This is a genomic window from Paenibacillus sp. NPDC056933, from assembly GCF_042674385.1.
Lineage (GTDB): Bacteria > Bacillota > Bacilli > Paenibacillales > Paenibacillaceae > Paenibacillus.
The window spans coordinates 2,989,843-3,016,809 of sequence record NZ_JBHUQN010000001.1; the positions used below are offsets into that span (position 1 = coordinate 2,989,843).

The 26,967-nt window shown below is 47.5% G+C and carries 22 protein-coding genes and 1 pseudogene; 18 read left to right on the top strand and 5 right to left on the bottom strand.

The window, feature by feature from the left end:
* The first annotated feature begins 147 nt into the window (after positions 1–147).
* The 11 genes from ACFTRD_RS13280 (at position 148) to ACFTRD_RS13330 (ending at position 13,841) form a co-directional block, all read left to right on the top strand.
* Positions 148–1,215: an AI-2E family transporter gene (locus ACFTRD_RS13280; RefSeq protein WP_379380479.1), complete on the top strand. Its 1,068-nt coding sequence runs from the start codon at positions 148–150 to the stop codon at positions 1,213–1,215.
* A gap of 434 nt (positions 1,216–1,649) precedes the next feature.
* Positions 1,650–4,280, top strand: a complete 2,631-nt coding sequence (gene alaS / locus ACFTRD_RS13285; protein ID WP_379380481.1) for an alanine--tRNA ligase — start codon at positions 1,650–1,652, stop codon at positions 4,278–4,280.
* Between the two features lie 275 nt (positions 4,281–4,555).
* Positions 4,556–4,816: an IreB family regulatory phosphoprotein gene (locus ACFTRD_RS13290; protein WP_024633073.1), complete on the top strand. Its 261-nt coding sequence runs from the start codon at positions 4,556–4,558 to the stop codon at positions 4,814–4,816.
* A gap of 125 nt (positions 4,817–4,941) precedes the next feature.
* Positions 4,942–5,358 (top strand): Holliday junction resolvase RuvX, encoded by a 417-nt coding sequence (gene ruvX / locus ACFTRD_RS13295; RefSeq protein WP_192270147.1) that lies wholly within the window; start codon positions 4,942–4,944, stop codon positions 5,356–5,358.
* A gap of 12 nt (positions 5,359–5,370) precedes the next feature.
* Positions 5,371–5,670, top strand: coding sequence for a DUF1292 domain-containing protein (locus ACFTRD_RS13300; protein WP_024633075.1), 300 nt, complete (start codon positions 5,371–5,373; stop codon positions 5,668–5,670).
* The gene (locus tag ACFTRD_RS13305; protein WP_024633076.1) at positions 5,671–5,985 is read left to right on the top strand and encodes a DUF1292 domain-containing protein; all 315 of its coding nucleotides are present in this window, start codon (positions 5,671–5,673) and stop codon (positions 5,983–5,985) included.
* Between the two features lie 75 nt (positions 5,986–6,060).
* Complete coding sequence (gene mltG, locus ACFTRD_RS13310; RefSeq protein ID WP_379380485.1) at positions 6,061–7,101, top strand: endolytic transglycosylase MltG; 1,041 nt, start codon at positions 6,061–6,063, stop codon at positions 7,099–7,101.
* Between the two features lie 15 nt (positions 7,102–7,116).
* Complete coding sequence (locus ACFTRD_RS13315; RefSeq protein WP_379380487.1) at positions 7,117–8,046, top strand: peptidase U32 family protein; 930 nt, start codon at positions 7,117–7,119, stop codon at positions 8,044–8,046.
* Between the two features lie 17 nt (positions 8,047–8,063).
* The gene (locus tag ACFTRD_RS13320) at positions 8,064–9,392 is read left to right on the top strand and encodes a peptidase U32 family protein (protein ID WP_379380489.1); all 1,329 of its coding nucleotides are present in this window, start codon (positions 8,064–8,066) and stop codon (positions 9,390–9,392) included.
* A gap of 235 nt (positions 9,393–9,627) precedes the next feature.
* On the top strand, positions 9,628–11,910 hold the full coding sequence (locus ACFTRD_RS13325) for a methyl-accepting chemotaxis protein (protein ID WP_379380491.1): 2,283 nt from the start codon (positions 9,628–9,630) through the stop codon (positions 11,908–11,910).
* A gap of 122 nt (positions 11,911–12,032) precedes the next feature.
* The gene (locus ACFTRD_RS13330; protein WP_379380493.1) at positions 12,033–13,841 is read left to right on the top strand and encodes a peptidoglycan D,D-transpeptidase FtsI family protein; all 1,809 of its coding nucleotides are present in this window, start codon (positions 12,033–12,035) and stop codon (positions 13,839–13,841) included.
* On the opposite strand, the gene ACFTRD_RS13335 is transcribed toward ACFTRD_RS13330, so the two are convergent.
* On the bottom strand, positions 13,820–15,016 hold the full coding sequence (locus ACFTRD_RS13335; protein WP_379380495.1) for an AI-2E family transporter: 1,197 nt from the start codon (positions 15,014–15,016) through the stop codon (positions 13,820–13,822). The two genes, ACFTRD_RS13330 and ACFTRD_RS13335, sit on opposite strands and share 22 nt — an antisense overlap.
* A gap of 305 nt (positions 15,017–15,321) precedes the next feature.
* On the opposite strand from ACFTRD_RS13335, the gene ACFTRD_RS13340 reads away from it, so the two are divergent.
* Positions 15,322–16,722: a polysaccharide deacetylase family protein gene (locus ACFTRD_RS13340; protein ID WP_379380497.1), complete on the top strand. Its 1,401-nt coding sequence runs from the start codon at positions 15,322–15,324 to the stop codon at positions 16,720–16,722.
* A 91-nt stretch (positions 16,723–16,813) separates the two neighbouring features.
* Here the strand turns inward: ACFTRD_RS13340 and ilvD are convergent, their stop codons facing one another.
* The 3 genes and pseudogenes from ilvD to ACFTRD_RS13355 all read right to left on the bottom strand — a co-directional run bounded on the left by ilvD (position 16,814) and on the right by ACFTRD_RS13355 (position 20,206).
* Positions 16,814–18,499 carry a dihydroxy-acid dehydratase gene (ilvD, locus tag ACFTRD_RS13345; RefSeq protein ID WP_379380499.1) on the bottom strand — a complete coding sequence of 562 codons (1,686 nt, stop codon included), beginning with the start codon at positions 18,497–18,499 and terminating at the stop codon, positions 16,814–16,816.
* Between the two features lie 294 nt (positions 18,500–18,793).
* Positions 18,794–19,042: pseudogene (locus tag ACFTRD_RS13350) on the bottom strand (KGG domain-containing protein); the annotation flags it as partial.
* Positions 19,043–19,153: 111 nt separating this feature from the next.
* The gene (locus ACFTRD_RS13355; protein WP_379380501.1) at positions 19,154–20,206 is read right to left on the bottom strand and encodes an acyltransferase family protein; all 1,053 of its coding nucleotides are present in this window, start codon (positions 20,204–20,206) and stop codon (positions 19,154–19,156) included.
* A gap of 222 nt (positions 20,207–20,428) precedes the next feature.
* Here ACFTRD_RS13355 and ACFTRD_RS13360 point away from each other — a divergent pair, with 222 nt between their 5' ends.
* The 6 genes from ACFTRD_RS13360 to mgrA all read left to right on the top strand — a co-directional run bounded on the left by ACFTRD_RS13360 (position 20,429) and on the right by mgrA (position 25,710).
* Positions 20,429–21,394: a sugar kinase gene (locus ACFTRD_RS13360; protein WP_379380503.1), complete on the top strand. Its 966-nt coding sequence runs from the start codon at positions 20,429–20,431 to the stop codon at positions 21,392–21,394.
* Between the two features lie 86 nt (positions 21,395–21,480).
* Positions 21,481–22,146, top strand: a complete 666-nt coding sequence (locus ACFTRD_RS13365) for a bifunctional 2-keto-4-hydroxyglutarate aldolase/2-keto-3-deoxy-6-phosphogluconate aldolase (RefSeq protein WP_192270125.1) — start codon at positions 21,481–21,483, stop codon at positions 22,144–22,146.
* Positions 22,147–22,237: 91 nt separating this feature from the next.
* On the top strand, positions 22,238–23,002 hold the full coding sequence (locus ACFTRD_RS13370) for an alpha/beta fold hydrolase (RefSeq protein ID WP_379380506.1): 765 nt from the start codon (positions 22,238–22,240) through the stop codon (positions 23,000–23,002).
* A 62-nt stretch (positions 23,003–23,064) separates the two neighbouring features.
* A complete protein-coding gene (locus tag ACFTRD_RS13375) occupies positions 23,065–23,829 on the top strand; it encodes an HAD family hydrolase (protein WP_379380508.1) in 765 nt (254 codons plus the stop codon).
* Positions 23,830–23,872: 43 nt separating this feature from the next.
* A complete protein-coding gene (locus tag ACFTRD_RS13380) occupies positions 23,873–24,613 on the top strand; it encodes an NAD-dependent protein deacylase (RefSeq protein WP_192270119.1) in 741 nt (246 codons plus the stop codon).
* Between the two features lie 89 nt (positions 24,614–24,702).
* On the top strand, positions 24,703–25,710 hold the full coding sequence (mgrA, locus tag ACFTRD_RS13385) for an L-glyceraldehyde 3-phosphate reductase (protein WP_192272845.1): 1,008 nt from the start codon (positions 24,703–24,705) through the stop codon (positions 25,708–25,710).
* A 129-nt stretch (positions 25,711–25,839) separates the two neighbouring features.
* Here mgrA and ACFTRD_RS13390 read toward each other — a convergent pair whose 3' ends face one another.
* Entirely contained in the window at positions 25,840–26,826 is a 987-nt protein-coding gene (locus ACFTRD_RS13390) for an AraC family transcriptional regulator (RefSeq protein ID WP_379380510.1), read from the bottom strand.
* Positions 26,827–26,967 lie beyond the last annotated feature (141 nt).

The following is a 26,967-nucleotide window of genomic DNA, read 5'->3' on the forward strand; positions in this document are numbered from 1 at the left end:
TCAAGGGACTTGTATGAATATATGCTACCCCGGATCACAAGATGCGTCTCCTTCATCATGAAGGGGGCGCTTTTTTAATACGTTAATAAATATTCCCTTCCTTACATATACTGACTTTCAGAGCCAGTCCAAAAGGGAGAGATACAAGTGGAGCAATTAACCAAGAACAAGCTGTTCCGTTATGCCATCTGGCTGCTACTCGGATTGATTATCCTGTATTTTATCTGGCTGCTGCGGCCATTGCTGCTTCATATATATGGATTTCTGAAAACAGTGCTGGCACCTTTTATTGTGGCCCTCATCATATCCTATGTACTCAATCCGATAGTAAGCATGCTCGGAGGGCGTAAAGTCCCTCGGACCATTGCCGTGCTGTTAATCTATGCTTTCTTTCTCACCTGTATCGGGGTTATCCTGATGAATGTCATTCCGGTGTTGATTGAACAGCTGGAGGAACTGAACGAGCATATGCCTGAGTTGTCGATGCGCGCCCAGAGTCTGATGAACAATATGGATCACAAATTAATGCCGCCAAGTGTGCGTACAGGCATGAACAGCTGGTTTTTTCAGATGGAGGATCGGCTTACCCAGGGGATAACGGCGCTGATGGATAATATCGGGACAACCATTAATGTCTTGTTTAACGTATTTATCGTGCCATTTCTCATTTTCTATATGTTAAAAGATTTTGAGGTGTTCGAGCGTACGATTGTGGCATACTTGCCTCGCTCGCGACGCAAAGCCATTGTATCGGTTATGAAAGAGATTGATACGGCCTTGGGAAACTATATTCGCGGACAGTTTATTGTCTGTGTGATTGTGGGCATCTTTGCCTACATCGGTTACATCGTCATTGATATGCCTTACGCACTGCTGCTTGCCAGCATTGTCGCCGTATTTAACATCGTGCCCTATCTCGGCCCGTTTCTTGGCGCTGCTCCTGCAGTGATTATGGCGTCCACGGTATCGTTCAAAATGGTGCTTTTTGTTGTCGTTGTGAACACACTGTGCCAAGTGCTGGAGAGCAACGTCATCTCTCCCCAGGTGGTGGGGCGGACACTGCATTTGCACCCGTTGTCGATTATCTTCGCGCTGCTTGTGGGAGGTGAACTGGCGGGTATTGTGGGTCTTATCCTGGCGGTGCCGGTCATTGCTGTTCTGAAAGTTATTGCGCAGCATTTTTTTGCCTATTACATCAAACGAAAAACCGATTGAATGATGCAGTGTTGCAATCCGCAAGGTTGCGTTGACACCCTCCAGGCATATCGATATAATGGAGGGGTATGTTTAGAATGAAAAATCGATGATGAAATAAAGTACGCCGAGGGTTCCTTTCCTCAGAGAATAGACTTCTTCGGAGCAGACGTTAATCTGATCCCGATGGCTGGAAAAGTCTTGAAAGTTGAAGCGGCGGAAAGCTGATTTCGGAGTGCAGGACAACCCTGCCGGGAGCGACCGTTATTTCGCATCAACGAGGAGATTGTTTGTTTATCCGGGCAGCAAGGGATGAGCAGCAATAACCAGGGTGGTACCGCGATTATAATCGTCCCTGACAAATTCAGGGGCGTTTTTTGTGTTTGTTTTTTTATTTGTTATCAACCCGGGGCCAATATGCACCGGACTATTATAATTAATTGGAGGCACTACGTATGAAAGCCAGTGAAATCCGGTCCAAATGGATAGAGTTTTTTGCAAGTAAAGGTCACAAAATTGAGCCGAGCGCATCGCTCGTACCTCACAATGATCCGTCCCTTCTTTGGATCAATGCAGGCATGGCACCGCTGAAACCGTATTTTGACGGTCGGGAGAAACCGGAGAATCCGCGTCTGGCAAACTCCCAAAAATGTATTCGTACGAACGATATTGAAAATGTCGGTAAAACTCGTCGTCACCATACGTTCTTCGAAATGCTCGGCAACTTCTCCATCGGAGATTACTTCAAGGAAGAGACCATTACCTGGGCATGGGAATTTCTCACAAGCAAAGAATGGATCGGTTTCGATCCGGAACGTCTCTCGGTAACGGTATATCCGGAAGACGAAGAGGCTTTCAAACTGTGGAACGAAAAAGTGGGATTGCCTGCTGAGCGTATCATCAAATTGGATGAGAACTTCTGGGATATTGGCGAAGGCCCGTGTGGACCTTGTACCGAAATCTTCTATGATCGCGGCGAAGCTTACGGCAATGACATGAATGATCCAGAGATGTATCCAGGCGGGGAAAACGAACGTTACCTGGAAGTATGGAACCTGGTGTTCTCCCAGTTCAATCATAACAAGGACGGCAGCTACACACCGCTTCCAAACAAAAATATTGATACTGGCGCAGGACTGGAGCGCTTTGCATCCATTCTCCAAAATGTGGATTCCAACTTTGATACCGATCTGTTCCAACCGATGATTCAAAGAACAGCGGCTCTTGCCGGTGTGAAATATAATGACAGCGTAGAGATTGACGTTGCACTGAAAGTGATTGCCGACCATATTCGTACGGTTGCCTTTGCTGTAGGTGATGGTGTTCTGCCAAGCAATGAAGGACGCGGATATGTAATTCGCCGTCTTCTCCGTCGTGCAGTACGTTACGGTAAAGTGCTGGGGCTGGACCGTCCGTTCCTGTATGAACTGACAACAACAGTCGGTGAAGTGATGGGAGTGTATTACCCAGAGGTGGTAGACAAGCAAGAGTTTATCGCCAAAGTGATCAAAACGGAAGAAGAGCGTTTCCACGAAACACTTAGCGACGGATTGGCTATTCTGGCAGATATCAGTGTTGGGGCCAAATCCGAAGGTCGCACGGTAATCAGTGGTCCAGAAGCATTCAAACTGTATGACACATACGGTTTCCCGTTTGACCTGACCGAAGATTACGCAGCAGAGCATGGCTTGACAGTAGATCGTGAAGGATTCGATGCTTCGATGCAAGAGCAACGTGATCGGGCACGTGCAGGCCGTCAGGAAAGCGAAAGCATGAAGGTTCAAGGTGGACCACTTGCCGATCTGGCGGTTAAAAGTGAGTTTGTTGGTTATAATGACCTGTTGACGGAAGCAAAAGTGGTAGCCATTGTAGCCGGTGATGCGCTGGTAGACTCCGTAAGCGAAGGACAGACCTGTCAGGTCATTTTGGACAAGACTCCGTTCTATGCGGAAAGTGGCGGACAAGTGAGTGATCAGGGCTTGCTGCGCGGAGCTGGCGTAACGGCAAAAGTACAAGGTTTGTTCAAAGCTCCGCTGGGACAACATGTGCATCTGGTGACGGTAGAATCCGGTGAATTGCATGTGGGTGAAGTAATTAATGCTGAAGTGGATGCATCCAAACGTGGCGATATTATCAAAAACCATACCGCTACCCATTTGTTGCACAAAGCGCTCAAGAATGTGCTTGGAACTCATGTGAATCAGGCAGGATCACTCGTAGAGCCTCAACGTCTGCGCTTTGACTTCTCTCACTTCGGCAGCATTACGCCAGAAGAATTAACAGAGATCGAGCGTCAGGTAAATGAGCAGATCTGGAATCGTCTGAATGTAAACATTGAACTGAAAGCTATTGATGAAGCCAAAGAAATGGGCGCTATGGCACTGTTCGGTGAAAAATACGGCGATATCGTACGTGTGGTACAAATCGGGGACTATAGTTTGGAACTTTGTGGCGGCTGTCACGTAAACAATACTTCAGAGATCGGTATTTTCAAGCTGGTGAGCGAGAGCGGAATCGGCTCCGGTGTACGCCGGATCGAAGCTGTTACTGGCCGTGGCGCGTATCTGTACGTAGAAAGTCAACTTGAATTGCTCAAACAATCCGCATCCCTGCTCAAAGCGAATGTGGCGGACGTGCCTAAACGCATTGAAGGTTTGAATCAGCAATTGAAGGAAGCTGCCAGAGAGACTGAATCTTTGCAAAGCAAGCTGAGTGCCATGGAAGCAGGCACTTTGACAGATCAAGTGGTACAAGCAGGAAATACACAATTGCTTGCAGCTCGTGTAGATGCTCCGAACATGGATGCACTGCGGACAGTAGCTGATGAATTGAAAGTAAAACTGCCTAATGCTGTACTCGTACTGGGTGCTCCGGCTGACGGCAAAGTGAATTTCGTTGTAGCTGTCCCTGCTGAACAGGTAAAACAAGGATTGCATGCAGGTAAAATCGTCAAGGAAGTTGCGGCAGTATGCGGCGGCGGAGGTGGCGGACGTCCTGATATGGCGCAAGCCGGAGGCAAGGATGCAACCAAGCTGGATGAAGCGTTGAAACTGGCGGTTTCATTGGTTAGTGAGCATACTGCATAAATCGAACGAACGGCTTTCAAACGCCAAAATGTGCTTCGAAAATGTTCCATTCGTTTATATGGAGGCTGGTTAGGATGCTTCTTCCCGCCCAACTTTTGTCTCATTAGCGATTGAAATCGAATGATGCAGCAGGCTGAATCCAGTAAAGGACAAGCAAAAAACACAATTGCCTTATCCTTTGTTTACTTGTGGCAGTCAGAATATGTTATTATATAAGCAGAAATCAATTCGGCAGGACATGGTCCCCATGTTCATGCAGGAGCGAGGTGCCATCAATGGACTCCATGGATAAGACGGTTAAATTTAATGTGAAAGCCGACGAGCAGGAAGCATCCTCCAAAGAGATTCTTCTCACGGTATATGATGCACTGGTGGATAAGGAGTATAATCCTATTAACCAGATTGTCGGGTATCTGATTTCTGGAGATCCCGCATACATCCCTCGTCACAACAATGCACGCAGTCTGGTCCGTAAAAAAGAGCGCGATGAGCTGATTGAAGAGCTTGTTCGTTCTTATCTGGCCAATCACCGGTAATGTACATCGCTTCCGCTGTGATGCAGCCATGCAGGCAGCGGGAAATGAACCGACAGAAGACAGCCTGAAGCTTGAAAAGGCGAATATTAATCGACCTGAGCAGGCTTGAGGATGGGAGAGCATGGATGAAAATATTAGGTTTGGACTATGGGGACCGAAGAATCGGAGTTGCCGCTAGTGACGCCTTCGGTTGGACTGCCCAGGGATTGGAAGTACTTGAACGCCGCCGGGATGAAGGTGAGTTCGCTCGGATCGCGGAACTTGTGCGTGAGCATGAGATCAGCGAGATTGTGGTCGGACTTCCCAAAAACATGAACGGCACCGTAGGGCCGCGTGGTGAAATCTGCATCGCTTTTGCCGAACGCCTGCGGGGCGAACTGAATTTACCTGTTCACCTTTGGGATGAACGACTGACAACCATGGCAGCTGAACGAACGCTGCTTGAAGCGGATGTTAGTCGCAAAAAACGCAAGCAGGTTGTGGACAAAATGGCCGCAAGCTTGATTTTGCAAAATTATTTGGATGCCAATAGTAAAAGGTGAGGGGGATCAACAATGGCTGAAGATCAACTGGGTATGGAAGAAGAATCGGAGATTATTTACATTGCGGATGACGAGGGTAATGAAGAGGAATTTGAAGTCATCATGAAATTCGAAGTGGACGGTTCGGAGGCCAAGTACATGATGGTTGCTCCGGTTGAACCCGAAGATGGAGAGACGGATGTCTATGCATTCCGTTATGAAGAAGAGGGCGACGACATTAAACTTTTCGTCATCCAAGATGATGCCGAATGGGATATCGTCGAGGAGACGTTTAATACATTTCTTGCAGAAGATGAAGAGGAAGCGAACTAAATGACAGAATACAGCCGCGAAGACTTGAAATGGACAGATTCGCTGCGTCTGGCTTTTGGTGCTCATGTTGAGCTGGAAGAAGAGAACGGTAAATCGCATCCGTATGACTTGCTGGCCGAGTTTGAAGTAAAGGGTCAGCAGTATGCGGTGCTCCGCAGTTCACTCCGTCCTTATGACGAAGTTGAACTTCTGCGGGTTTTGCCGGGAAGTGAAGGCCAGATCATGCCGGAATTAGTCACGATTGACGATGATGATGAGTGGGAGAACATCTCTGAACTTTATGATGAGTGTACACTCCCCATTGACGAAGATTAACCAGCTTCAAATTGAAGAAACCGGAAGGGCGGAGAAGTCCGCTCTTTTTGGTTGTGTAAAGGAGTTGTTTCTTTTTTGAAAGGAAAAGCGATATTAGTCTTTCTGCTAGTCATCTTGGTTGCTGCCGGAGGAGCAGGTGTATATGTCTGGAGCATGATGCGTCCGGTACAAGCATCCACCGAACCGATTGTGTTCGAGATCAAGAGCGGATCAGGAACTTCCAAAATTGCGGACCAGCTGGAGCAAGAAGGTCTGATTCGAAGTGGTTTAGCCTTTAAGGGATATCTGAAATGGAAAAAACAAGGGTCGAATTTTATGGCAGGTACATATTCCTTGAATCCGGGCGTGACATACGATGAGCTTATTAATAAGCTGAATAACGGTGAAGTTGTGCCGGAATCGATGGTGAAGTTTACTATCCCTGAGGGATACACGGTGCTGCAAATGGCGGACAAACTATCTGCTGAAGGCATTGTGAATCGTGAGGAATTTATGAAGCTTGCGAATGATCCATCTGCTTTTGATATCGACATTATCAAGGATGTTCCGGTAGATGAAGAAATGCGATATGCACTGGAAGGATACCTGTTCCCTGAGACGTATGAGCTGAAAGAGGGAAGTTCTACTAAAGAAGTCATGCAGCGAATGCTTGAGGAGTTCCAGACCAAGGTCAATTCTATTCCTGATTTGGCGTCCAAACTCAAGGAGAGAAATCTGTCTTTGCATGAGGTGTTAACCATTGCATCGCTTGTTGAGAGAGAAGTCGTGGTGGATCAGGAACGCGCCCTGGTTGCTGGGGTGATATATAATCGGATCAACCAGGATATGAAACTGGAGATCGATGCCACAGTACAGTATTTATTGGATAAACCGAAGGCCAGATTGTTGTTCAAGGATCTGAAGGTGCAGAGTCCCTATAATACGTATCTGAACAAAGGGCTTCCACCGGGACCGATTGCAAGTCCAAGTCTGGCATCCATTGAGGCAGCGTTGAATCCGGAAGCTTCGGATTACCTGTTCTATGTGACCAAGAAGGATGGTTCATTCGGACATCTGTTTGCCAAGACCTACAAGGAACACCAGCAAAATATAGCCAAAAGTAAGGCTGCGCAATAAGCGGAGGGGATGTATATGAGTACAAAACATGAACTGCTCGTAACGGCGGCAAATGTGAAAGAGGCAGAAGCACTGCTCCAAGCAGGGGCAGATGCTTTGTTAATTGGGGATGATCGCTTTGGCATGCGTCTTCCCGGCAGCTTCAGTGTGGAAGAGACGGCCGAGGTGGTTGGCATCGCAGCCAAAAATCAGGCTCGTGTCTATGTATCCATGAACAATCTGATGTCCAACGAGTTGCTGAAAGAATTGCCGGAATATGTTCAGGCAATAGGCAAGATCGGTGTTGACGGTGTAGAGTTTAACGACCCATCCGTGCTTGCTGCCATTAAGGAGCATGCCCCGCAGATCCGTCTGCACTGGAATGCTGAGATGACATCAACCAACTATGCAACGGCTAACTACTGGGGAACCAAAGGTGCGAGCCGTGTCGTGCTCGCTCGGGAACTGAATATGGACGAGCTGACAGAAATGGTCCCTTTTCTGAAAGTAGAAGCCCAGGTTCAAGTGCATGGGATGACGAACATTTATCATTCCAAACGGAATTTGGTACAAAGTTATATGGCCCATCAGGGGCGCCCGGTAGAGGGAAACTTGGGTAAAGAGCGTGGTTTATTTCTGATTGAGGCTGAACGCCGGGATGAGAAGTTTCCGATCTATGAAGATGTGAATGGAACTCATATCATGAGTTCGGAGGATATCTGTATTCTCGAAGATCTTCATCTGTTGATGGAGGCTGGAGTACACAGTTTCAAAATTGAAGGCATGTTAAAACCGCTTGCGTACAACGAAGCTGTCGTACGTGCATACCGTACAGCTCTGGACAGTTATGCGGCTGATGCCGATGCGTATGCATTTTGTGAAGAATGGCTGGATGAGGTTCGTCAATTGCAAGACCCTGAACGGGAGTTGTCTTTCGGATTTTTCTATAAAGAACAGGTGTATTAATAGACGAGGTGAACGAAATGGAAACAGTGGCGGTACAACGGAAGTTCTCGGGTAAACGTAACCGTCTGGACAAACCGGAGTTGCTTGCTCCGGCAGGCAATTTGGAAAAACTTAAATTTGCAATCCATTATGGTGCAGATGCTGTTTATATCGGTGGTCAGGCATACGGACTGCGTTCCAATGCGGATAACTTTAGCTTTGAAGAAATGCGTGAAGGTGTGGAATTCGCCAAAAAGTATGGTGCCAAGGTATTCGTGGCAACCAATATCTATGCACATAATGAAGATATCGAAGGAATTCAAGCGTATTTGCAAAACTTGTATGATGCAGGAATTGCAGCCATTATCGTAGCGGATCCAGCGATCATCGAGGTAGCTCAACGTGCGGTACCGGGTTTGGAAGTGCATTTGAGTACACAACAATCCACCCTGAACTGGCAAGCTGTGAAGTTCTGGAAGGATGAAGGTCTTCCGCGCGTTGTTCTCGGTCGTGAGACAAGCTTTGAGGAAATTGAAGAAATCAAGGCCAACGTGGACATTGAGATCGAAGCCTTTATTCATGGAGCCATGTGTTCGTCTTTTTCTGGACGCTGTGTGTTGTCCAACCACTTTACGGACCGGGATTCCAACCGGGGTGGCTGCTGCCAATCCTGCCGCTGGAAGTATGATCTGTTTGAAGATGCCCGGGAAGATACCGTGTGGGTTAGCGAAGAAGAAATGCAAATGCAGGCACCTGCACCATTCAAATTGGGAGAGAATCAGTTGCCTCTGTTCGAGGAGCAGGATAATTCCTTTTCTATGGGTTCCAAGGATCTGTGCATGATTGGTCATATCCCGGAACTGATTGATGTGGGTGTGGACAGTTTTAAAATTGAAGGACGCATGAAGTCGATTCACTATGTGGCTACCGTGGTTAACGTATATCGTCAGGCGATCGATTCTTATATGGCTGACCCGGAGAACTATGTATTGAAGCCTGAGTGGGTAGAGGAAATGAACAAGGCAGCGAATCGTCCGCTCAATACCGGATTTTTCTATGATACACCGGACCATGAGGATCATATCTATGAGCCGGAAGAAAAAGCGGTACCTTACGACTTTGCCGGATTGGTTATGGATTATGATGCGACTACAGGAATGGCGACGATTCAGCAGCGTAATCATTTCAAACCAGGACAGGAAATCGAGTTTTTCGGTCCGGGAGGTACTTTTTTTAAACAGGTGGTTGGGGAATTGCAGGATGAAGAAGGCAACGTACTCGATGCAGCCCGTCACCCGCTACAGCGTATCAAAATGAAGGTGGATCAACCGGTTTCCTACTTCGATATGATGAGAAAAAAGAAATAGGTTTAAATACCTAGTTTTCAACAAAATAATACTATGGATTAACAATATAGTGTTATAAAATATCCAATTTTGACCTCCGTATATCGGCATATGGGGGTCTTTTTTTTATAGAAAAATAGGAAAAAAGTTGTAATAAATTTCGAGAAAATGAAAGGGGAAAGAAGAAAGCTGTCGAATACTACATATTTATAGGGGAGAGAAAGAAAAATCCAACAAGTAAATTACTGGCAGGTGAATGGGATTGGTTCAAAAGAAGCAGAAGGACAGTGGGGAAGAAATAACAACACCCGAGAAGGTTAAGCCCGAGAAGGTTCAGAAAGTAAAGAAAGAAAAAGTAGTGAAAAGTAAGACTGGGGATACTCCAGGCAGAAAGTCCTTTAAATTGGACTCAGGGAAGATGAAGCTGGGATGGAACAAGACCAAAAACCAGTGGAAAAAGCAAAACTGGAAGAATGTCGGGGGAACAACGTTAGAGCAAATTAAGAAGGCTAACCCGATTAAATCGGTAGGCGTTAAACTGTTTTTGATCTTTTTTGCGGGCATCATGATTTTTGTGGTTAGTTTGGGTCTATTATCCTACGCTAAAGCCAAGGATACGATTGAGAAGAATGCTTCCCGATCAAACCAGGAAACAATTGAACAAACCAAACAAAAAATGGACATTATTTTGGAACGGTTTGTAGATACATCGACACAGATTTTCTTTGATCCAGAGATGCAGTCCTTGCTGCAAAAGATGTCTGATACGAATTTATCAGCGTATGATACGTTTATCAATTCAAGTTCGATCAATAAACAATTGTCTAACATTGCATTTACGAATAAATCTATGGAAGCGATTTATCTTGTGCCGACGGACGAAACAAGATCTACTATGGGAACAGGAAGCAGCAGTTCATCCGTGGGTGATATTCGCAATGAGGCCTGGTATGATGAACTGGTTCATGCAGGCGGATATCGCTGGCTTCCAACTGAAGCCAAAAAAGATGGTGGTACACCAACGTTCCGCATCGCCCGTTCGATGAAAAACTTGCAAGGGACAACCCAATCCTATGTATTAATCATTGAATTGAAGCTGGAAGTTCTGGAGCAGCAATTGAAGTCTCTTGATCTGGGAGAAGGGTCAGTACTTCAACTGGTCGCTCCGGATAATAAAGTTGTAGCATCAACGATTGCTGATCGTGCAGGGAAAGATACGGATTTGACATTTATCAAAGAGCTAACAGAAAAATCCGGCAGCACGACTACAGAATATACTGTGGATGGTAATTCGACCAATATGCTGGCAGTGTACAGTACTATGGATTCATCCGACTGGAAATTGATCGGTATGGTCCCAACTTCTATGCTGGTGAAAGATGCCAAAGGCATTCTGACACTGACATTGTGGATGGCACTCGTAGATGCTGCTATCGCCGTATTAATCGGGATATGGATGGTTCGCATGATCGCACGTCCATTGGGTAGCCTGAAAGATCTGATGCAGGAAGGTGCCAAAGGAAATCTTAAAGTACGCACACCTTATACATCCAAGGACGAGATTGGTCAATTATCAGCTGCATTCAATCTCATGATGGAACAGATTACGAAGCTGGTGGAGCAAACCAACCGTTCTGCGCAAGAAGTACTTGATACTGCTTCAGAACTGAGCAGTGCTTCCAAGAAAACAGCAGTCTCTGCTTCTGAGATTGCCGTGGCTACAGAAGAAATTGCTGGCGGTGCAAGCAGTCTGGCAACAGAAGCTGAACGTGGAAATGAATTGACCGACAATATCTCCCGTCAGATGGAGAGTGTGGTCACTGCTAACGAACAGATGGGCGATTCAGCCCGTCATGTCGAGAAGTCCAGTCAGACTGGAACACATCATTTGAACCAGTTGATGACCAAAACACAGAAGACTGAAGAGATGATCGGTGCCCTCGTCAATAAGGTTGATTCACTGAAAGAGAGTACGTCATCCGTTCTGAAAGTGCTTGATGTTATGCAAAACATTACAAAACAGACCAACATTTTGTCATTGAATGCAACGATTGAAGCAGCCCGTGCCGGTGCGGCAGGCCGCGGATTTATGGTGGTGGCGAATGAGGTTCGTCAGCTGGCTGAACAATCCAGACAATCCATTGATATGGTTGGAGATATTACGGACAAAATCATGACTGAGATGAATGAGACGGTTGATCAATTGTCTGCAGCATATCCGTTGTTCAAAGAACAGATGGATGCTGTGAAAGATACCAATGTCATATTCGCTTCAGTACAGCAACAAATGGGTGCATTTGTGGAGAGTCTGGGCATGGTCACAGGTTCAATCGAAGATTTGAATAAATCGCAAGGAACGTTGTCCGAAGCGATGAGTAATGTCAGTGCAGTAGCTGAAGAGTCTTCAGCTACATCCCAAGAAGTTGCTTCTTTGAGCAGTGAACAGCAAAATATCAGTAATCAACTGGTAAACTTGTCTGCAAAACTGGAAAATGTGTCAACGGAATTGAAAGATACGTTATCTCGCTTTACGGTCTAAACCAAACATATTTGATCCAGTCGAGAAGCCTGCCCCTTGTTGGGACAGGTTTTCTTTTCATTACCGGATAATCCCAGCTTGAATGAAGAATACTATGCCAAAACGTTGAAGGGTGAGGCCTTATGCATCTGCAACTGAAACGACGTCTTTATATTGCATGTATTCTTCTGACAGGTATATTTACTTTGCTTATGATTCGTTTGGCTTGGGTTCAGATCGTTCAGGTCAACCGCACAATGCCAGGATTTCAACGTACCATCCGTGAAATGTCCGTATTGCAGCGAGAACGTGGGGTTGTGCTGGATAGTGGGCGTGGGCATTTTACCGATTACAAAGGGGAGTCCTTAACGGGCAAGCTGGAATGGGGCTTGGTCCTTTTTCCGCATACCAATTCATCAAGTCAATCAAATCAGTTAGAAGTGGCGCAACCCGGAGTTAAAGAAATGGCAGCCCTATTACATACCGATTTGCAATTGTTGCAAAAAGAATGGAGCCAGGGGAATGCACCTCATTTCTGGAAAGCAGGGACACGCCAGCCGATCACGTTGACCGATTCTCAGGTTGCCAGGCTGCGTGATTTGCAGGTATATGGAGCGAGTGTATACCCCATGATGACACGTTATGGGCGGGGCAAATCAGGCATGCAATGGTTGGGTTATCTTGCTGAACAGCCTGGACCTCTGAATTCGAAGCCTGTTCATAAAGATGAAGTAAAGCAGCCTTTTGCCATAAAATCCGGAGCAGCTGGGCTGGAGAGAACATTAGAACCTTTGTTGAAGGGAATAGGACCTACTCTGATCTCACGTATGGTTACAGCTTCAGGAGAGGTTATTGCGACGATCCAGCCCCGCGTGATTGCACCATCCAATACACACTATCCCTTACGTGCGGAGACGACCATTGATGCGAAGATTCAACAGGGGATTGAGCACATTGTGGAAAACTCCGGCATGAAGGAAGGATCAATCGTTGTGCTGGATGTGAACCATGCTGATGTGCGCGCTATGGTTTCGCGACCTTTTTATGATCCACGGCATGTGAAGCCCAACCAAACGGCTTGGATGAATCGAGCTGTAAAGGGGGCAGTACCAGGCTCCATATTCAAAATTGTTACAGCCGCAGCGGCACTGGAATATCAGGCGGTCTCCCAAGGTGAGACCTTCCATTGCGGTGGCGATTGGGGGAAATATGGGCTGTCCTGCTGGAAGGAACATGGGCATGGGGAATTAAATCTGGAGCAAGGATTTGCCGAGTCCTGCAATATTGTATTTGCTGAAACGGCCCGCCGGCTCAGTATGGAGCAGCTGGAGCGTACGGCGGATGCACTCGGGCTGGGGCGTCCTGTAGGTTGGGAGGGGAAGCAGGTCGCCGGAATACCGATCTTGCAGCATTTCGACCATGAGGAGGCAGGACGAGTAAGGCTGCCTTCAGTCTCACCTCAGGATGAAGGTGCAAAGGTACAGACAGCTATTGGTCAGCGGGACGTGTTGGTGACCCCGCTGCAAGCGGCCAACCTGATTGTTACACTCCTTCATGAGGGGAAGGTAAGCGCCCCGCGTCTCGTTCAGCGTATCCGATATGCCGACGGTGATACGATGCTGGAAATGCCGCAGCATGACTCACCCTCGGCAGCAGGACAGATCTCTCCTGCAACAGCACATCAGCTGTTGTCCTGGATGAAGAAGGTCGTGAGTGATGGAACAGGAAAATCCCTGCAACATGCACGGTGGCAAGTGGCAGGGAAGTCAGGTACCGCACAGGTACAGCAGCGCGGAGAGAAACGTAATCATCAATGGTTCATCGGGTATGGGCCAACTCATCAACCCCAATATGCTGTAGCTGTTCTCGTCCAAAATGTTGCTCCGAACAGCCGTCATCAAGCAACACTAATATTCAGGAAAGTGATGGATTATTTGGCGGAATCCTCATGATTTTCGACAGGAACAGCTTCCTGCACCGGAGCCTCAGCAGCCCTTCCGGAGGCTTCACTAACCGGTGTGTCCATAACTAACGGGGAGGATTCGAATTCATCTTTTGGCAAGTGAATCCACTGCTGGAGGTATCCTTGCTGCAGCAGTTCCTTGAGCAGGATCAGCAGCACTGGAGACAACACCACACCGGCCAGACCAAAAACGGAGAGAGAGATTAGCATAAAGGAAAGCATCAAATATGCGGATGATACTCCGATCGAGTTACCCGAGATTTTCGGTTCCAGGAGTTGGCGTGTCAGCATGGTTACAGCAAGTACTACAATTAAGCCAATCGCAAGACTGCTATTCCCCACGATGAACAGATAAACAATCCACGGAATGAATATGACAGGAACACCCAGCAAAGGCACAAGGTCAAAAACAGCACAAATTGCTGCGATAGTGAAGGAATTTGAGGTTCCCAGAATCAACAAGCCTGCATAAATCAATACAAATGTAATCAGCATCATGATCATCTGGGCTTTCAAATATGAGCGAATCGTCTTGAACACGTGATTACGCATAAATTCAAGAGCCAGCTTCAACGTTTTTGGCGTTTTGGCCCGGGCAAATTTGCGCCAGGACTCAATCTCGATACTCAAAAAGAACGCGAGAATAATGGCAATCCCGAAGTTGGTAATAAATGAAGAAAATGAACTCAGAAAACCGATGACCATTTGCGCACCGCTGGTTACCCATTTGGAGAGAAATCCGGTTAATGTCGCAAAATAGTCACTAACCTTGTCGGTAATTCCGTCAGGTAATGCATCCGACTTATCCTGAATGAAATAAACCAGGTTGGTGAATTCACGCTGGACCATTTCAATATAATAAGGGAAATTATCCTGCAAGTTAGATATCTGGGATACGATGATTAGTCCCAATCCAAAAAAGGCAGCAACGATAGTTGCTAGAAACAACAAAACTGAAATGGCGGCGCCCAAGGTTTTGGGCAATCCTTTACGATGCAGAAATCTTGCCAGAGGTTCGATCATCCAATACACTATAAATGAGAGGAAAACTGGTGCAGCCAATTGATATAATCGACTGAAACCGTACATGATGAAATACACGGTTAACACGAGCAGCGCAATGTCAAAGACGGTGCGCCCGTATTTTCTGTAAAGCGGTAGCATGGGCAGGGCTCCTTTGTACGTCGTTAAGGTGAGCAGTTTGCATAAATCCAAAGAGCTTTTTTCAATCAGCAAGATATAGATCGAAATGCTTTTATTCATCTAGATCTTGTACCCGGGAGCGAGTAGAATCGAATTATGCATAATGCTAAGGTAAAAATTTGGATGCATTTATTGTACACGATTGCTGAGTTTTTGGGAAAAGAGGATTCAAGAAAAGTCTGAATTATGATAAAATTAAAGGCGGTTTATTTTGGTTAGTGCTCTTTGGTACGGTAATTCAGCAAGAGAAGCGGGGAGTTTGTAGCATGACAAATTTACTTCAGAGTATATTACTGTGGTTATTGTACATTTCATCTTTTTACGCCTTTATTCCGAGTTTGGTTAGCAGACTTTTCGGTTTTCGTGTGTTTAGACGTGGGAGAAGTGAGACGGAGTTTTCCTTAACCTTTGATGATGGTCCAGATCCGGAGTATACGCCCAGGTTACTTGATTTGCTCCGGCAGCATGAAGCGAAGGCCACGTTTTTTGTCGTGGGGGAGCACGCAGCCCGTCATCCCGAGCTCATTCAGCGCATGCATGAGGAAGGTCATCTCATTGGAATTCATAATTATATTCACAAAACCAATTGGTTAATGCGGCCGCGCACGGTGAAGGATCAGATCCAACGGACGGGTCAGATTATACAGGAGGTTACAGGGGCAAGAACTTGTTATTATCGTCCGCCGTGGGGGATTATGAATCTGTTTGATTTTTTCAGTAAAAAAGATCGTCGGATCGTACTGTGGTCTTCCATGTTTGAGGATTGGAGAAGCAGTGTGGGTGCAGAGAAATTGACTGAACGAATGCTGAAGGAGCTAAGAGGCGGAGAGGTCATGTTACTGCATGATCGAGGGACCACCCTCGGCGCTGATGTACACGCGCCGGAGCAGATGCTCCAGGCGCTGGAAGTCGTATTGAAGGAAGCAGACAGGCAGGGATTACAAAGTGTGCGCGTCGATACGTTGATGGGAGGCGTTACGGTGAGCGAACCTAAGAGTTCAAGTCAGCCACAAACCCATTTATCACTTTGGAAGAAAATGGTAGTTGCGTTATGGCTGGGCTGGGAAAAATTATTCCACTGGGTGTACCATTTGCAAACAGCTTCACCAAATGATCCGCTGCTTCACTTCCGCTCGCGTGTGTATCACGGAGCATTGGTTGAAATGAATGATGGTCATGTGATTCAGAACGGAGATCCGGTAATTGAACTTCATTTTGACAATAAAAAATTATTCGATCTGGGAATGACTTCACGATCCAGTATGCATCTGGCTATTCGCATGATTCGGGCCATGGAACAGCAATTGCCTGATTTGGCAAGTAAGGTCGTACTTGACCCTGAACTGAAATCAGCCAAGGCTCTGTATGGTGTCAGCATGATTAACCGGGGACCGGAGAAGTTCGGATTCACGGTGAAGGAACTGGCTCCTGGGCCGTTCAGCTCTGCATCCAAAGTGTACCTGAAACTTCTGTTGAGTGTAATTCATCCAGCGGGGACAAAACGTCTAAAGCAGCGGTCAGAACAATTGGTTCCCAAAATGATTGCCATGCCTATGGACGTGTTGCTGGAACGTTATGGACAGCATGCACTGGTAGCAGCGACAGTGGAGCAATCTCCTGAGGATGTGCTGGTTCCTGAACACGATCTCGTACCCGAGCGAAACTAAAATAAAGGGTTGCCCTTCGCCAATGTCGGCGAGGAGCAACCCTTTTTCTATTAGCATATCTCTTCAGAATCTCGGTTAATATGCCATTGAATTAAATTTTCAGTACGCCGCCATTGCTTGCATTAGTCACCAGCTTGGAATAACGGGCCAGGTAACCGGTTTTAACTTTTGGTTCAAAACCTTTCCAGCCTGCACGACGACGTTCGAACTCTTCGTCACTGATGTGCAATTCGATAATGCGGTTGTTCAGATCCAGCTCGATGATATCTCCTTCTTCAACGAAGGCAATTGGACCGCCTTCAGCAGCTTCGGGAGAAATATGTCCGATACTGATTCCGCGGGATGCACCTGAGAAACGTCCATCGGTGATCAGACCGACTTTGGCACCCAGACCCATACCTACAATCTGAGAGGTTGGAGCCAGCATCTCAGGCATACCTGGTCCTCCTTTTGGCCCCTCATAACGGATAACGACAACATGTCCTTCTTTGACTTTGCCGTTAGCGATACCTTCCAACGCTTGTTCCTGGGAGTCAAAGCAGATGGCAGGACCTTTGTGGTATCCACCAACCGAAGCATCAACAGCACCAACCTTGATGATGGCGCCTTGTGGTGCAAGGTTACCGAACAATACAGCCAGTCCACCTTTTTCCGAATGCGGATTATCCAGGTGATGGATCACGTTGGTATCCTGGATCTCTTGGCCCTCAACGTTCTCACGAATGGTTTTACCTGTTACGGTAATACAATCACCGTGGATCGCGCCTGGTTTCTTAAGCAATTCGTTCAGAACTGCGCTTACGCCGCCTGCATTGTGAACGTCTTCGATATGAAGATCGGAAGCGGGTGCAAGCTTCGCCAGATGCGGAACTCGGTTAGCCACTTCATTAATACGCTCGATTGGATAATCGATGCCTGCTTCGTGAGCCAGTGCCAGCGTATGCAGTACCGTGTTCGTGGAGCCGCCCATGGCCATATCCAGTGCAAAAGCGTTGTCGATGGCTTCTACAGTAACGATATCACGTGGTTTCAGATCCATTTTAATCAGTTCCATCAATTGTGTCGCGGATTGTTTAACAAACTCACGACGCTCAGGAGCAACGGCAAGGATGGTTCCGTTACCTGGCATAGCCAGTCCCATCGCTTCAGCAAGACAGTTCATGGAGTTTGCTGTGAACATACCGGAGCAGGAGCCGCAAGTTGGGCAACCGAACTGTTCAAGCTCAAGAAGGCTCTTATCATCGATTTTACCTGCTTGGTAAGCACCGACACCTTCAAATACAGAAGTCAGGGACAGCGCTTTACCATTGCTGTCACGACCCGCTTTCATAGGTCCACCGCTGACGAACACGGTAGGGATGTTCACGCGGAGTGCGCCCATCATCATTCCGGGCGTAATTTTATCGCAGTTCGGGATACATACCATGCCGTCGAACCAGTGTGCAGATACAACCGTTTCCACGGAATCCGCGATAATGTCACGGCTCGGCAGCGAGTAACGCATACCGATGTGTCCCATGGCAATTCCGTCATCTACTCCGATGGTGTTGAATTCGAATGGAACGCCACCGGCTTCACGAATAGCTTCCTTTACAATTTTACCGAATTCCTGCAGATGGACATGGCCTGGCACGATATCAATGTATGAGTTACATACGGCAATAAACGGCTTGCCAAAGTCCTCTTCTTTAACGCCCGCTGCGCGGAGCAAACTGCGGTGCGGTGCACGGTCAAAACCTTTTTTGATCATATCGGAACGCATCTTCTTGGCTGACATGGTGTATTTCCCCCCAAATATATAATATTGAGCAACATGAATGGAAATATAAATGGCAGTGCATCTGTCGTTTATTTTCATCCGTACTCTAAAAAATAGACCGACATTGCCGGCTTCGAGCTTCCCGTAGTTTGTGAAGTTCTTTGGTGCTTTAAACCCGTGAACAACCCGGTTTTTCTATAGAGTCTATCACAACCGTCGTCATATTTCTACAATCAATAGAAAGAAGCTTCATTCCATTAGTGGAATGAAGCCCCGGGTTTAATGCAACACATAATGCATCAGGACATATTAACTGCTACCGCCTTTACGTCCGATCTCCCGATAGAATTCCTTATTATGAGTTTCTGAAGTAGCTTCTCCGCCCTTGCGTCCAATTTCCTTATAGAAATGGGAATCATGCGCATCTGAAGTAGCTTCTCCACCTTTTTTTCCTATCATCTGGTAGAAGCTTCGATCATGATTTTTGGATGTAGCCTTGCCTCCCAATCTGCCTGCTTCCTCGCGGCTCATTTTGCGTTCAGACGTTTGTGGACGTGCCATTACAAATCACTCCTTATATCATAAGTTATTTGTTGTAGCGCGTAATGCTACTTACCACGTAATTTCTAGCCTGAAACAAGTCGGTTTCGATGGGGAAAAGAGGGCCTCAGCTTATCTGAACCAGGGTGCTGAACGTTTCAATCCCCCTTGGCGATTGAAGTGAAAGCGGGAAAGATCGGGTTCAATGAGAGGCCGAAAGGCATGACGGACCACTGGATGAGCAAGTGTTATAGCAAACATTAACGCAATGCATACAATCACCGGAATGTATAAGCTGGTCTCCATATTATTGTAGGCTCCCGACCAGACCGTAAGACGAACAAGAAATCCATGGAGCAGGAAAACGTAAAGGGTGCGTCGTCCCATATCTGTCAGTTTGGATGTCAGAGAAGGAACCCAGGCGAGAAATAATGCTCCTGATCCCATTTCCAGTGTGTAGACCCCAAGTCGATAGATTCCGGCATACCACTCATGACGACCAAGCTCTGCGTAAGTCATATTGCCCGTTAACCAGCCAGCGGAAATTCCCAGTCCTCCAAAAGCAATCCAAATTAGTAGTCCAGCAGATAAAGCAGCTGCCACATTGCGGGCCAAGCCTGATTGCAAACGTGAACGAATCACTCCCCCGTAATCATAACCAATCATGAAGAACGGCAGGAAAACAAAGGTCCGGCTGAAACTAAGCCAGAATCCGTCAATTGGCAAATACCCGGCGATAACTCCAAGCAGAATGGAGGTCATCAACCGATACATCGGTTTCCAGGATAGCGAAAGACGGAGCAGCAGTCTCCAACAGAAGTGACTGGCCAAAAACCACAGCAACAAGTAGGGAGCAAAAAAAGACAAGCGCATATGGGGTGTGTGGAACACCGTATAATCCATTAGTGCATATAAGGTTTGAAAAAGAACGTATTGAACTGCAATTTGTTTAAGCACATTGCGTCCGGGTGCACCTTGAACTGAGTGTCTGGCAAAATAGCCGGTCACCCATACAAACAGCGGCATGTGAAACGTATATATCCACAGGAACAGAGCTTCCGCTCCTGCAAAACGTGTAATAAGTGGTTCCAGTGCATTGCCCACAAGAACACAGACAATAAGCATGAACCGAAGATTGTAAAAAAAAGAATCCTGATCTTCCCGAATGATTGTCGGCTTGGTCATGGTGTAGCCCCCCTGTTGACCCTTTGGCACGGGCCGTTTGTATCTGTACTAAGGGTAATATGAATGTGTGTGCTTCATTGTGATATAATTCACATGAGTAAGCGCTATCCTTTCTCAAAGCTGTGACAACAAAATGAACGCTCCGGGATTGACAACGGTTGCACAGAGGATGACAATGGATAAAGAAGATGAGGAATTGTAAATATAAGGAGGGAAGAAGTCATGTCGACGAATACCCGCCAAAGCCCTGAAATTGTTACGTTTGGTGAAAGCATGGGTTTGCTGACAGCCAAGGATACAAGAGGTCTTGAATATGCGGCGACATTAGACAAGTCATTTGGGGGCGCAGAAAGTAATCTGGCGATTGGTGTATCCCGTCTGGGGCATACCAGCGGCTGGTTTGGACGTCTGGGTAATGATCCGATGGGAAACATGATCATGAAGGCTATTCGCGGTGAAGGTGTAGATGTATCACGAGCTAGGATAAGTGAGAAGGAGCCCACTGGTCTGATGATTCGTGAGAACGCTTCCGGGAAAGCCTCGGTACATTATTATAGGAAGCTATCCGCTGCAAGTGCAATCACTCCAGAAGACCTTGATGCGGATTATATTGCGGGTGCGCAAATCCTTCATGTTACAGGCATTACCGCAGCAATCAGCGCATCGGGACTTGCTACGGTTGAAGCTGCTATACATATAGCCAAACAGGCTGGTGTGAAAGTGAGTTTTGATCCCAATCTGCGTCTTAAACTGTGGTCAGTTGAAGAAGCCCGTCCTGTCCTGTTGCGTCTGGCTGAGCAGGCAGACTATTTCTTGCCGGGTCTGGATGAGATGAAGCTTCTGTATAACGAAGAAAATGATCAAAAAGTGCTTGAGCGTTTATCCGGCATGAATGCGGTCTGTATCGTGAAGGGCGGTCCTGATTTGACCTACGTATTGGTGAATGGTACCCTAACGGAAGTTCCGTACTTCAAGGCGGATCATGTCCTGGATACGGTAGGGGCAGGAGATGGATTCTGTGCTGGCTTTTTGTCCGGCCTTATCAAAGGTTATTCTCCTCAGGAGGCGACCCGGCTCGGGAATTTGACCGGTTCCATGGTTATACAGGCTGTTGGCGATTGGGAGGCGCTTCCGACATGGGAGCAGGTCGAGGCCAAGCTGAACAATGTAGCACATGTTGAGCGCTAGTCGCTGCTGATATCATATATGTCTCATCTTCGTTCATGAATGTAAGGCTTGTAATACACAACCACATTGACAAGGGAGAGAATGAAATGAAGAAGCTTCAGCTGCTGCAAAAAATAACGGATAATGGGGTCGTTGCGGTTCTGCGTGCAGATTCTGCTGACCAGGTGATCGCCATGGCCGAGCAAGCCATCGCGGGCGGCATCAAGGTTATTGAGATTACCATGACAGTGCCCAGTGCACTCAAAGCCATCGAGAAGCTAAGCCGTGTCTACCATTGGAACACACAAGATCCAGAGAAATTTGCCATTATTGGAGCGGGGACCGTGCTTGAACCTCAAACAGCTCGCGCTGCGATCATGTCTGGTGCCGAGTTTGTTGTAGGTCCTTCCTTGAATCCGGACACGGTGAAAATCTGTAACCTGTACCGTATTCCGATATTGCCAGGCGTGATGACCATTGCGGATGTGCAACGTGCACTGGAACTTGGCGTGGATATTGTGAAGCTGTTCCCTGGCAATCTCTACGATCCTTCCATTATCAAAACGATGAAGGGACCTATGCCGCAAGCGAATTTTATGCCTACCGGTGGAGTATCCTTGTCCAATCTGGGTGACTGGATCAAGGGAGGAGCCGTTGCCGTAGGTATCGGGTCGGACCTGACAACGGAAGCTGTGAAGACGGGGGACTTGAGCTATGTCCGCCGCAAAGCGGAACAATACATGGATGCTTACCGCAAGGCCAAGGCCGAATAGCGATGAACTTTTGCAGAACGGGAGCCTCGGGAATGAAGGCTCCCGTTCTGCAAGCCGCGGCACCTGCGGAAGCGTGGAAAGGTGATGAACGTTGAGAAATCGATATAATACAGGGCGCAAGAAGAGGGGCATTGGGAAATTCCTGCTCGTTCTTCTGGCGCTCATTGTTATTGGGTGTGGATTTGTTGCCTGGAAGCTGTTCACCCCTTACGGGCCACAGGAGATGGCTCAGACTGCCATGGAAACAGCCAATCAGGTGACTGTGGATGAAAAAGAAAACTGGATTGATTTTGTGCCAGACAAACCTGTGGGGCCCAGTGTTATATTCTATCCAGGCGGATTGGTTAAGCCTGAAAGTTATGCACCACTTGCTCATGAGCTGGCAGCAGCCGGGCACCATACCATTATTGCCAAAATGCCGGTAAACCTGGCTGTGCTGAAGCAGAATCTGGCAGATGATATTTTTAAAGCCTATCCAGATGAACCGTTTGTTATGGGAGGACATTCACTTGGTGGATCAATGGCTGCACGCTATGCCGCTGCCCACCCGGATGCACTTCAGGGCATCTTTTTCCTTGCATCCTATCCCGATGAAAAAGGCAGTGTGAAGTCATTGGGAATTCCGGCCTTGTCTATTCTGGGTACCAATGATGAAGTTGTGAATACAACGAAGTACCAGAGTGGCCGTGCATACTTGCCGGAAGATACGGTGTATTACACCATTGAAGGCGGGAATCACTCCCAATTTGGGGATTATGGTCACCAGAGTGGGGATGGCGAAGCTGGAGTCAGTGGGGAGGAGCAGCTCTCCCAGACGGTTAATACGATTCAAGGCTGGCTGAACACAATCAAGTAAACGGCCTGTTAACGTTTTAAGGGCAACTATCAATAACTGACCGGGCAACTGGGGGGATATGAATGACCATGCTCCACATTCGTGATAAGCAAGTACCGTGTGCAGGCATTCTGTTTGATAAGGATGGCACGCTGCTCGATTTCCTGCAACTGTGGGGCCCGTGGGCAGAGTCTTTGCTGAATCAGTTGGAATCAAAGCTGACAGAGCTCGGGGCCTCGTTCACGGTGGAGCGTGAGCAAGTTCTGGGTACAGTTCGCGATCGTGAAGGCCATCTTATCGGATATGATCTTCAGGGACCTCTGGCGATTGCCACGGTGGACGAGAGCAACGGACTGCTTGCTGGACAGTTGTACGCAGCGGGTATGCCATGGAATGAAGCAATCACTACGATCCGCCATCTTTCCAGTGTAGCCATGCATGAGGTGAGACAGCGTAAAAGGGCTGAACCGATGCCTGGACTTATAGCCTTTTTGCAGAGCTGTCAGGTGGCATGTATTCCGCTGGCAGTTGTTACTTCGGACAGCACAATTGCTGCGGAAGAGCATATGGATTGGATGGGAATCCGATCCTATTTTACATCAATCGTAGGCAGTGATCGGGTAAGCCGGGGGAAACCGGATGGAGAGGCTGCAGTTCTGGCTTGCCGTGAATTACATATTCATCCTAGGGAGGCTGTCGTGATCGGTGACAGCAATGGGGATATGCAGATGGGACGGAACGCGGGGGTGTCCTATCGAATTGGTTTCTGTCCACTAGTCAAGGGAAGTGACTATTTACATGACGCCGATGTTATCATTCAGAATTATCATGAGCTGAAGATCACCTGAGAACGTTCTTCACAGGGTTGATCTCATAAAAGGAGGAGAGAGGATGAACGGAGCGGAACAACTGGCTGCCTGGATTCAGGAAAGTTCCAACATTGTTTTTTTTGGAGGGGCCGGAACTTCAACGGAGAGCGGGATTCCCGACTTCCGCTCTGCCGCTGGCTTGTACCAGACAGAGCAGCATTCACCCTATCCGCCGGAAGAGCTGCTCAGCAGACATTTTTTTGACCAGCATGCTGATATTTTTTATGATTTTTATCGAGGCAAAATGCTTCATCCCGATGCGGTGCCTAACGGCTGCCACCATTTGCTCGCCAGATTGGAGCAGGAAGGAAGACTTCAGGCGGTCATCACCCAAAATATCGACGGGCTGCACCAGAAGGCTGGTAGCAGCAATGTCCTGGAGCTTCATGGTTCGATTCATCGAAACGCCTGTATGGATTGCAAAAGGTTCTATACGCTAAATGATATTATTACGGCAAAAGACAAGGTTCCTCGTTGCACTGCGTGCGGTGGTGTGATTAAGCCGGATGTCGTGTTATATGAAGAGGAGCTCGACCAGACGATATTATATCGTTCGGTGGACGTCCTGTCTGCAGCAGATTTGTTGTTGGTCGGAGGTACCTCACTTACCGTGTATCCTGCTGCACAATTAATTACGTATTTTCAGGGGAAACATACAGTCTTGCTTAATGCTACACCTACAGCTTACGACCGGCAGGCTGATTTGCTGATTACAGATCCGATCGGTGAGGTAATGAATAAGGTGGACCAGCTTCTTGGTTAAATGGAAGGGAACGTTTGTCTGAATGACCGCTTTCTCCGGCATACGGGCCGGGCACAAGAGGCGGAACCTGGGGAAAGAAGGGATTCATGATGGTCTACGTAGCCAGCGAAGCACGCTATGAAACAATGAAATACAACCGTGTTGGACGTTCAGGATTGAAACTGCCAGCGATTTCACTCGGGTTATGGCATAATTTTGGCGGCATTAATAATGCGGAGAACGGCCGAAGCATGATTACCCGTTCGTTTGATCTGGGCATTACGCATTTTGACCTTGCCAACAATTATGGCCCGCCGGCAGGATCGGCAGAGCAGTTATTCGGTCAGGTGCTGGCACAGGATCTGAAGCCATACCGGGATGAACTCATCATCTCCACCAAAGCCGGTTATTATATGTGGCCCGGACCTTATGGGGAGTGGGGTTCCCGCAAAAATCTCGTATCCAGTCTAAACCAGAGTTTGAAGCGCATGGGCCTTGATTATGTGGACATCTTTTACTCCCATCGTTATGATCCCGAAACACCTCTGGAAGAAACGATGATGGCATTGGATCATATTGTTCGTTCCGGTAAAGCCCTATATGTGGGGATTTCCAACTATCCTGCAGAACAAACGAAGCAGGCAGCGGAAATTCTCAAGGGACTGGGGACACCTTTGCTGATTCATCAACCCAAATATTCGATGCTGGATCGCTGGATTGAAGATGGGTTACAGGACGTGCTCGATGAGTATGGAACAGGCAGCATCGCATTCTGTCCATTGGCACAGGGCATTCTGACCAACAAATACCTGAACGGAATTCCAGAAGATTCACGTGCCAAGGGACCCTCTGTCTTTCTGAATGAGAACAACATCTCGCCAGAGACACTGCGCAAAGTTCGTGCACTCAACCAGATTGCAGCGGCACGCGGCCAGAGTCTGGCCCAGTTTGCTCTCGCTTGGGTACTGCGTAATGGCCGCGTAACTTCTGCGCTGATCGGTGCAAGTCGTCCTGCCCAGATTGAAGAGAATGTGGCTGCTCTCAGCCAGTTGGAATTCTCCACAGAGGAACTGGAACGCATCGAATCGATTCTGAGTCCGGAACCTGTGGATAAATAAAGGTCCCCATTTTCATCATCTACTAAAGAACTCAAATAAATAAAGTTTAAAAGGTGCATCTTAGCCATATTGGCGGGATGCACCTTTTTATCGTTTCTTATCTATATGTAAGCAAGTGAGTTTCCTTTTTCAGTATGAGGGATCATCGATTGTTTGGGGGGACTTTGCGTGTCCCTTGCGTGTCCCTTGCGTTTGCGGCCTCGTAAGAATGTTCTCCCGGTACAGACTGGGAGCTTCACCGTGAAATCGTTTGAACTGTTTCGAGAAATAGAGCGCATCCGGCAGTCCCACAGAGGCGGACACCTGTTCTATGGACAGATCGGGACGTTCCCGCAGCAACTGGCGTGATTTGTCGATCCGCAGTTTAAGCAGGTAGGTGACGGGGGAAAGGCCTGTTTCCTGTTTGAAAATGCGGGACAAATACGCACGGTTATAGCCAAGACTCGCTGACATTTGCTCGATTGAGACAGGGTAGGCATATTGGGTGGACATGTATTGGATCATCTGTTTCACAGTTCGTCGTATTGAAGATTCACCCGGTATTAAGGTTTGGCCCTGAGAAAGGTGATTTTGTGCTTCAGCTAGAATCATATATAACGTACCCAGTGATGTAAAATGAGAACTTTCTTTTCGCTCGGCAAAAGCTGCCTGCATCAAGGATAACCAATCCGAAATTCCGCAGGATGGTCCGGCATGAAAAACGGATTTCTCTGGCCGGAATCCCGCTTCTTCCGTATGCTGCGCAGCTTGGCTTCCGGTAAAGGCCATCCAGCGGTATTGCCAGGGATGACGGGCATGGGATTGGTAGCTTACAAGCTGGCCCGGTTGAATGAGGAAACAATCTCCTGCGGATAGTTCGTAGGAATGCAGTTCGGTGCGGAACGTACCGGCTCCTTTTTCTACATAGTGCAAAAGATAATAATCGTATAGCTTCGGTCCAAGGGCGTGACCGGGAAGTGTCTGGCTTGCGCCTGCAAAGAGGACATGCAATGCCCCTTTTTCATAATAAACCGGATTGGAGGCAACCGAGTAACTGAGTGCTCCACTTTTGCCCGAGGTTTCCGGATTGTTTTTTATTGGGTGATCTGCTGTACCTTCCATACGTTGTTCAGTCATGATGATATTCCTTTCGTTCCTTGATGGTCCATTCATTATACGCCTTAAGGTCACATTTATCCATATGGAACACACATGGCTTCATTTCAAGGGGGACCGCTTTCTTGTATAATAACATTAAGAAAACCAACAACCATGAGA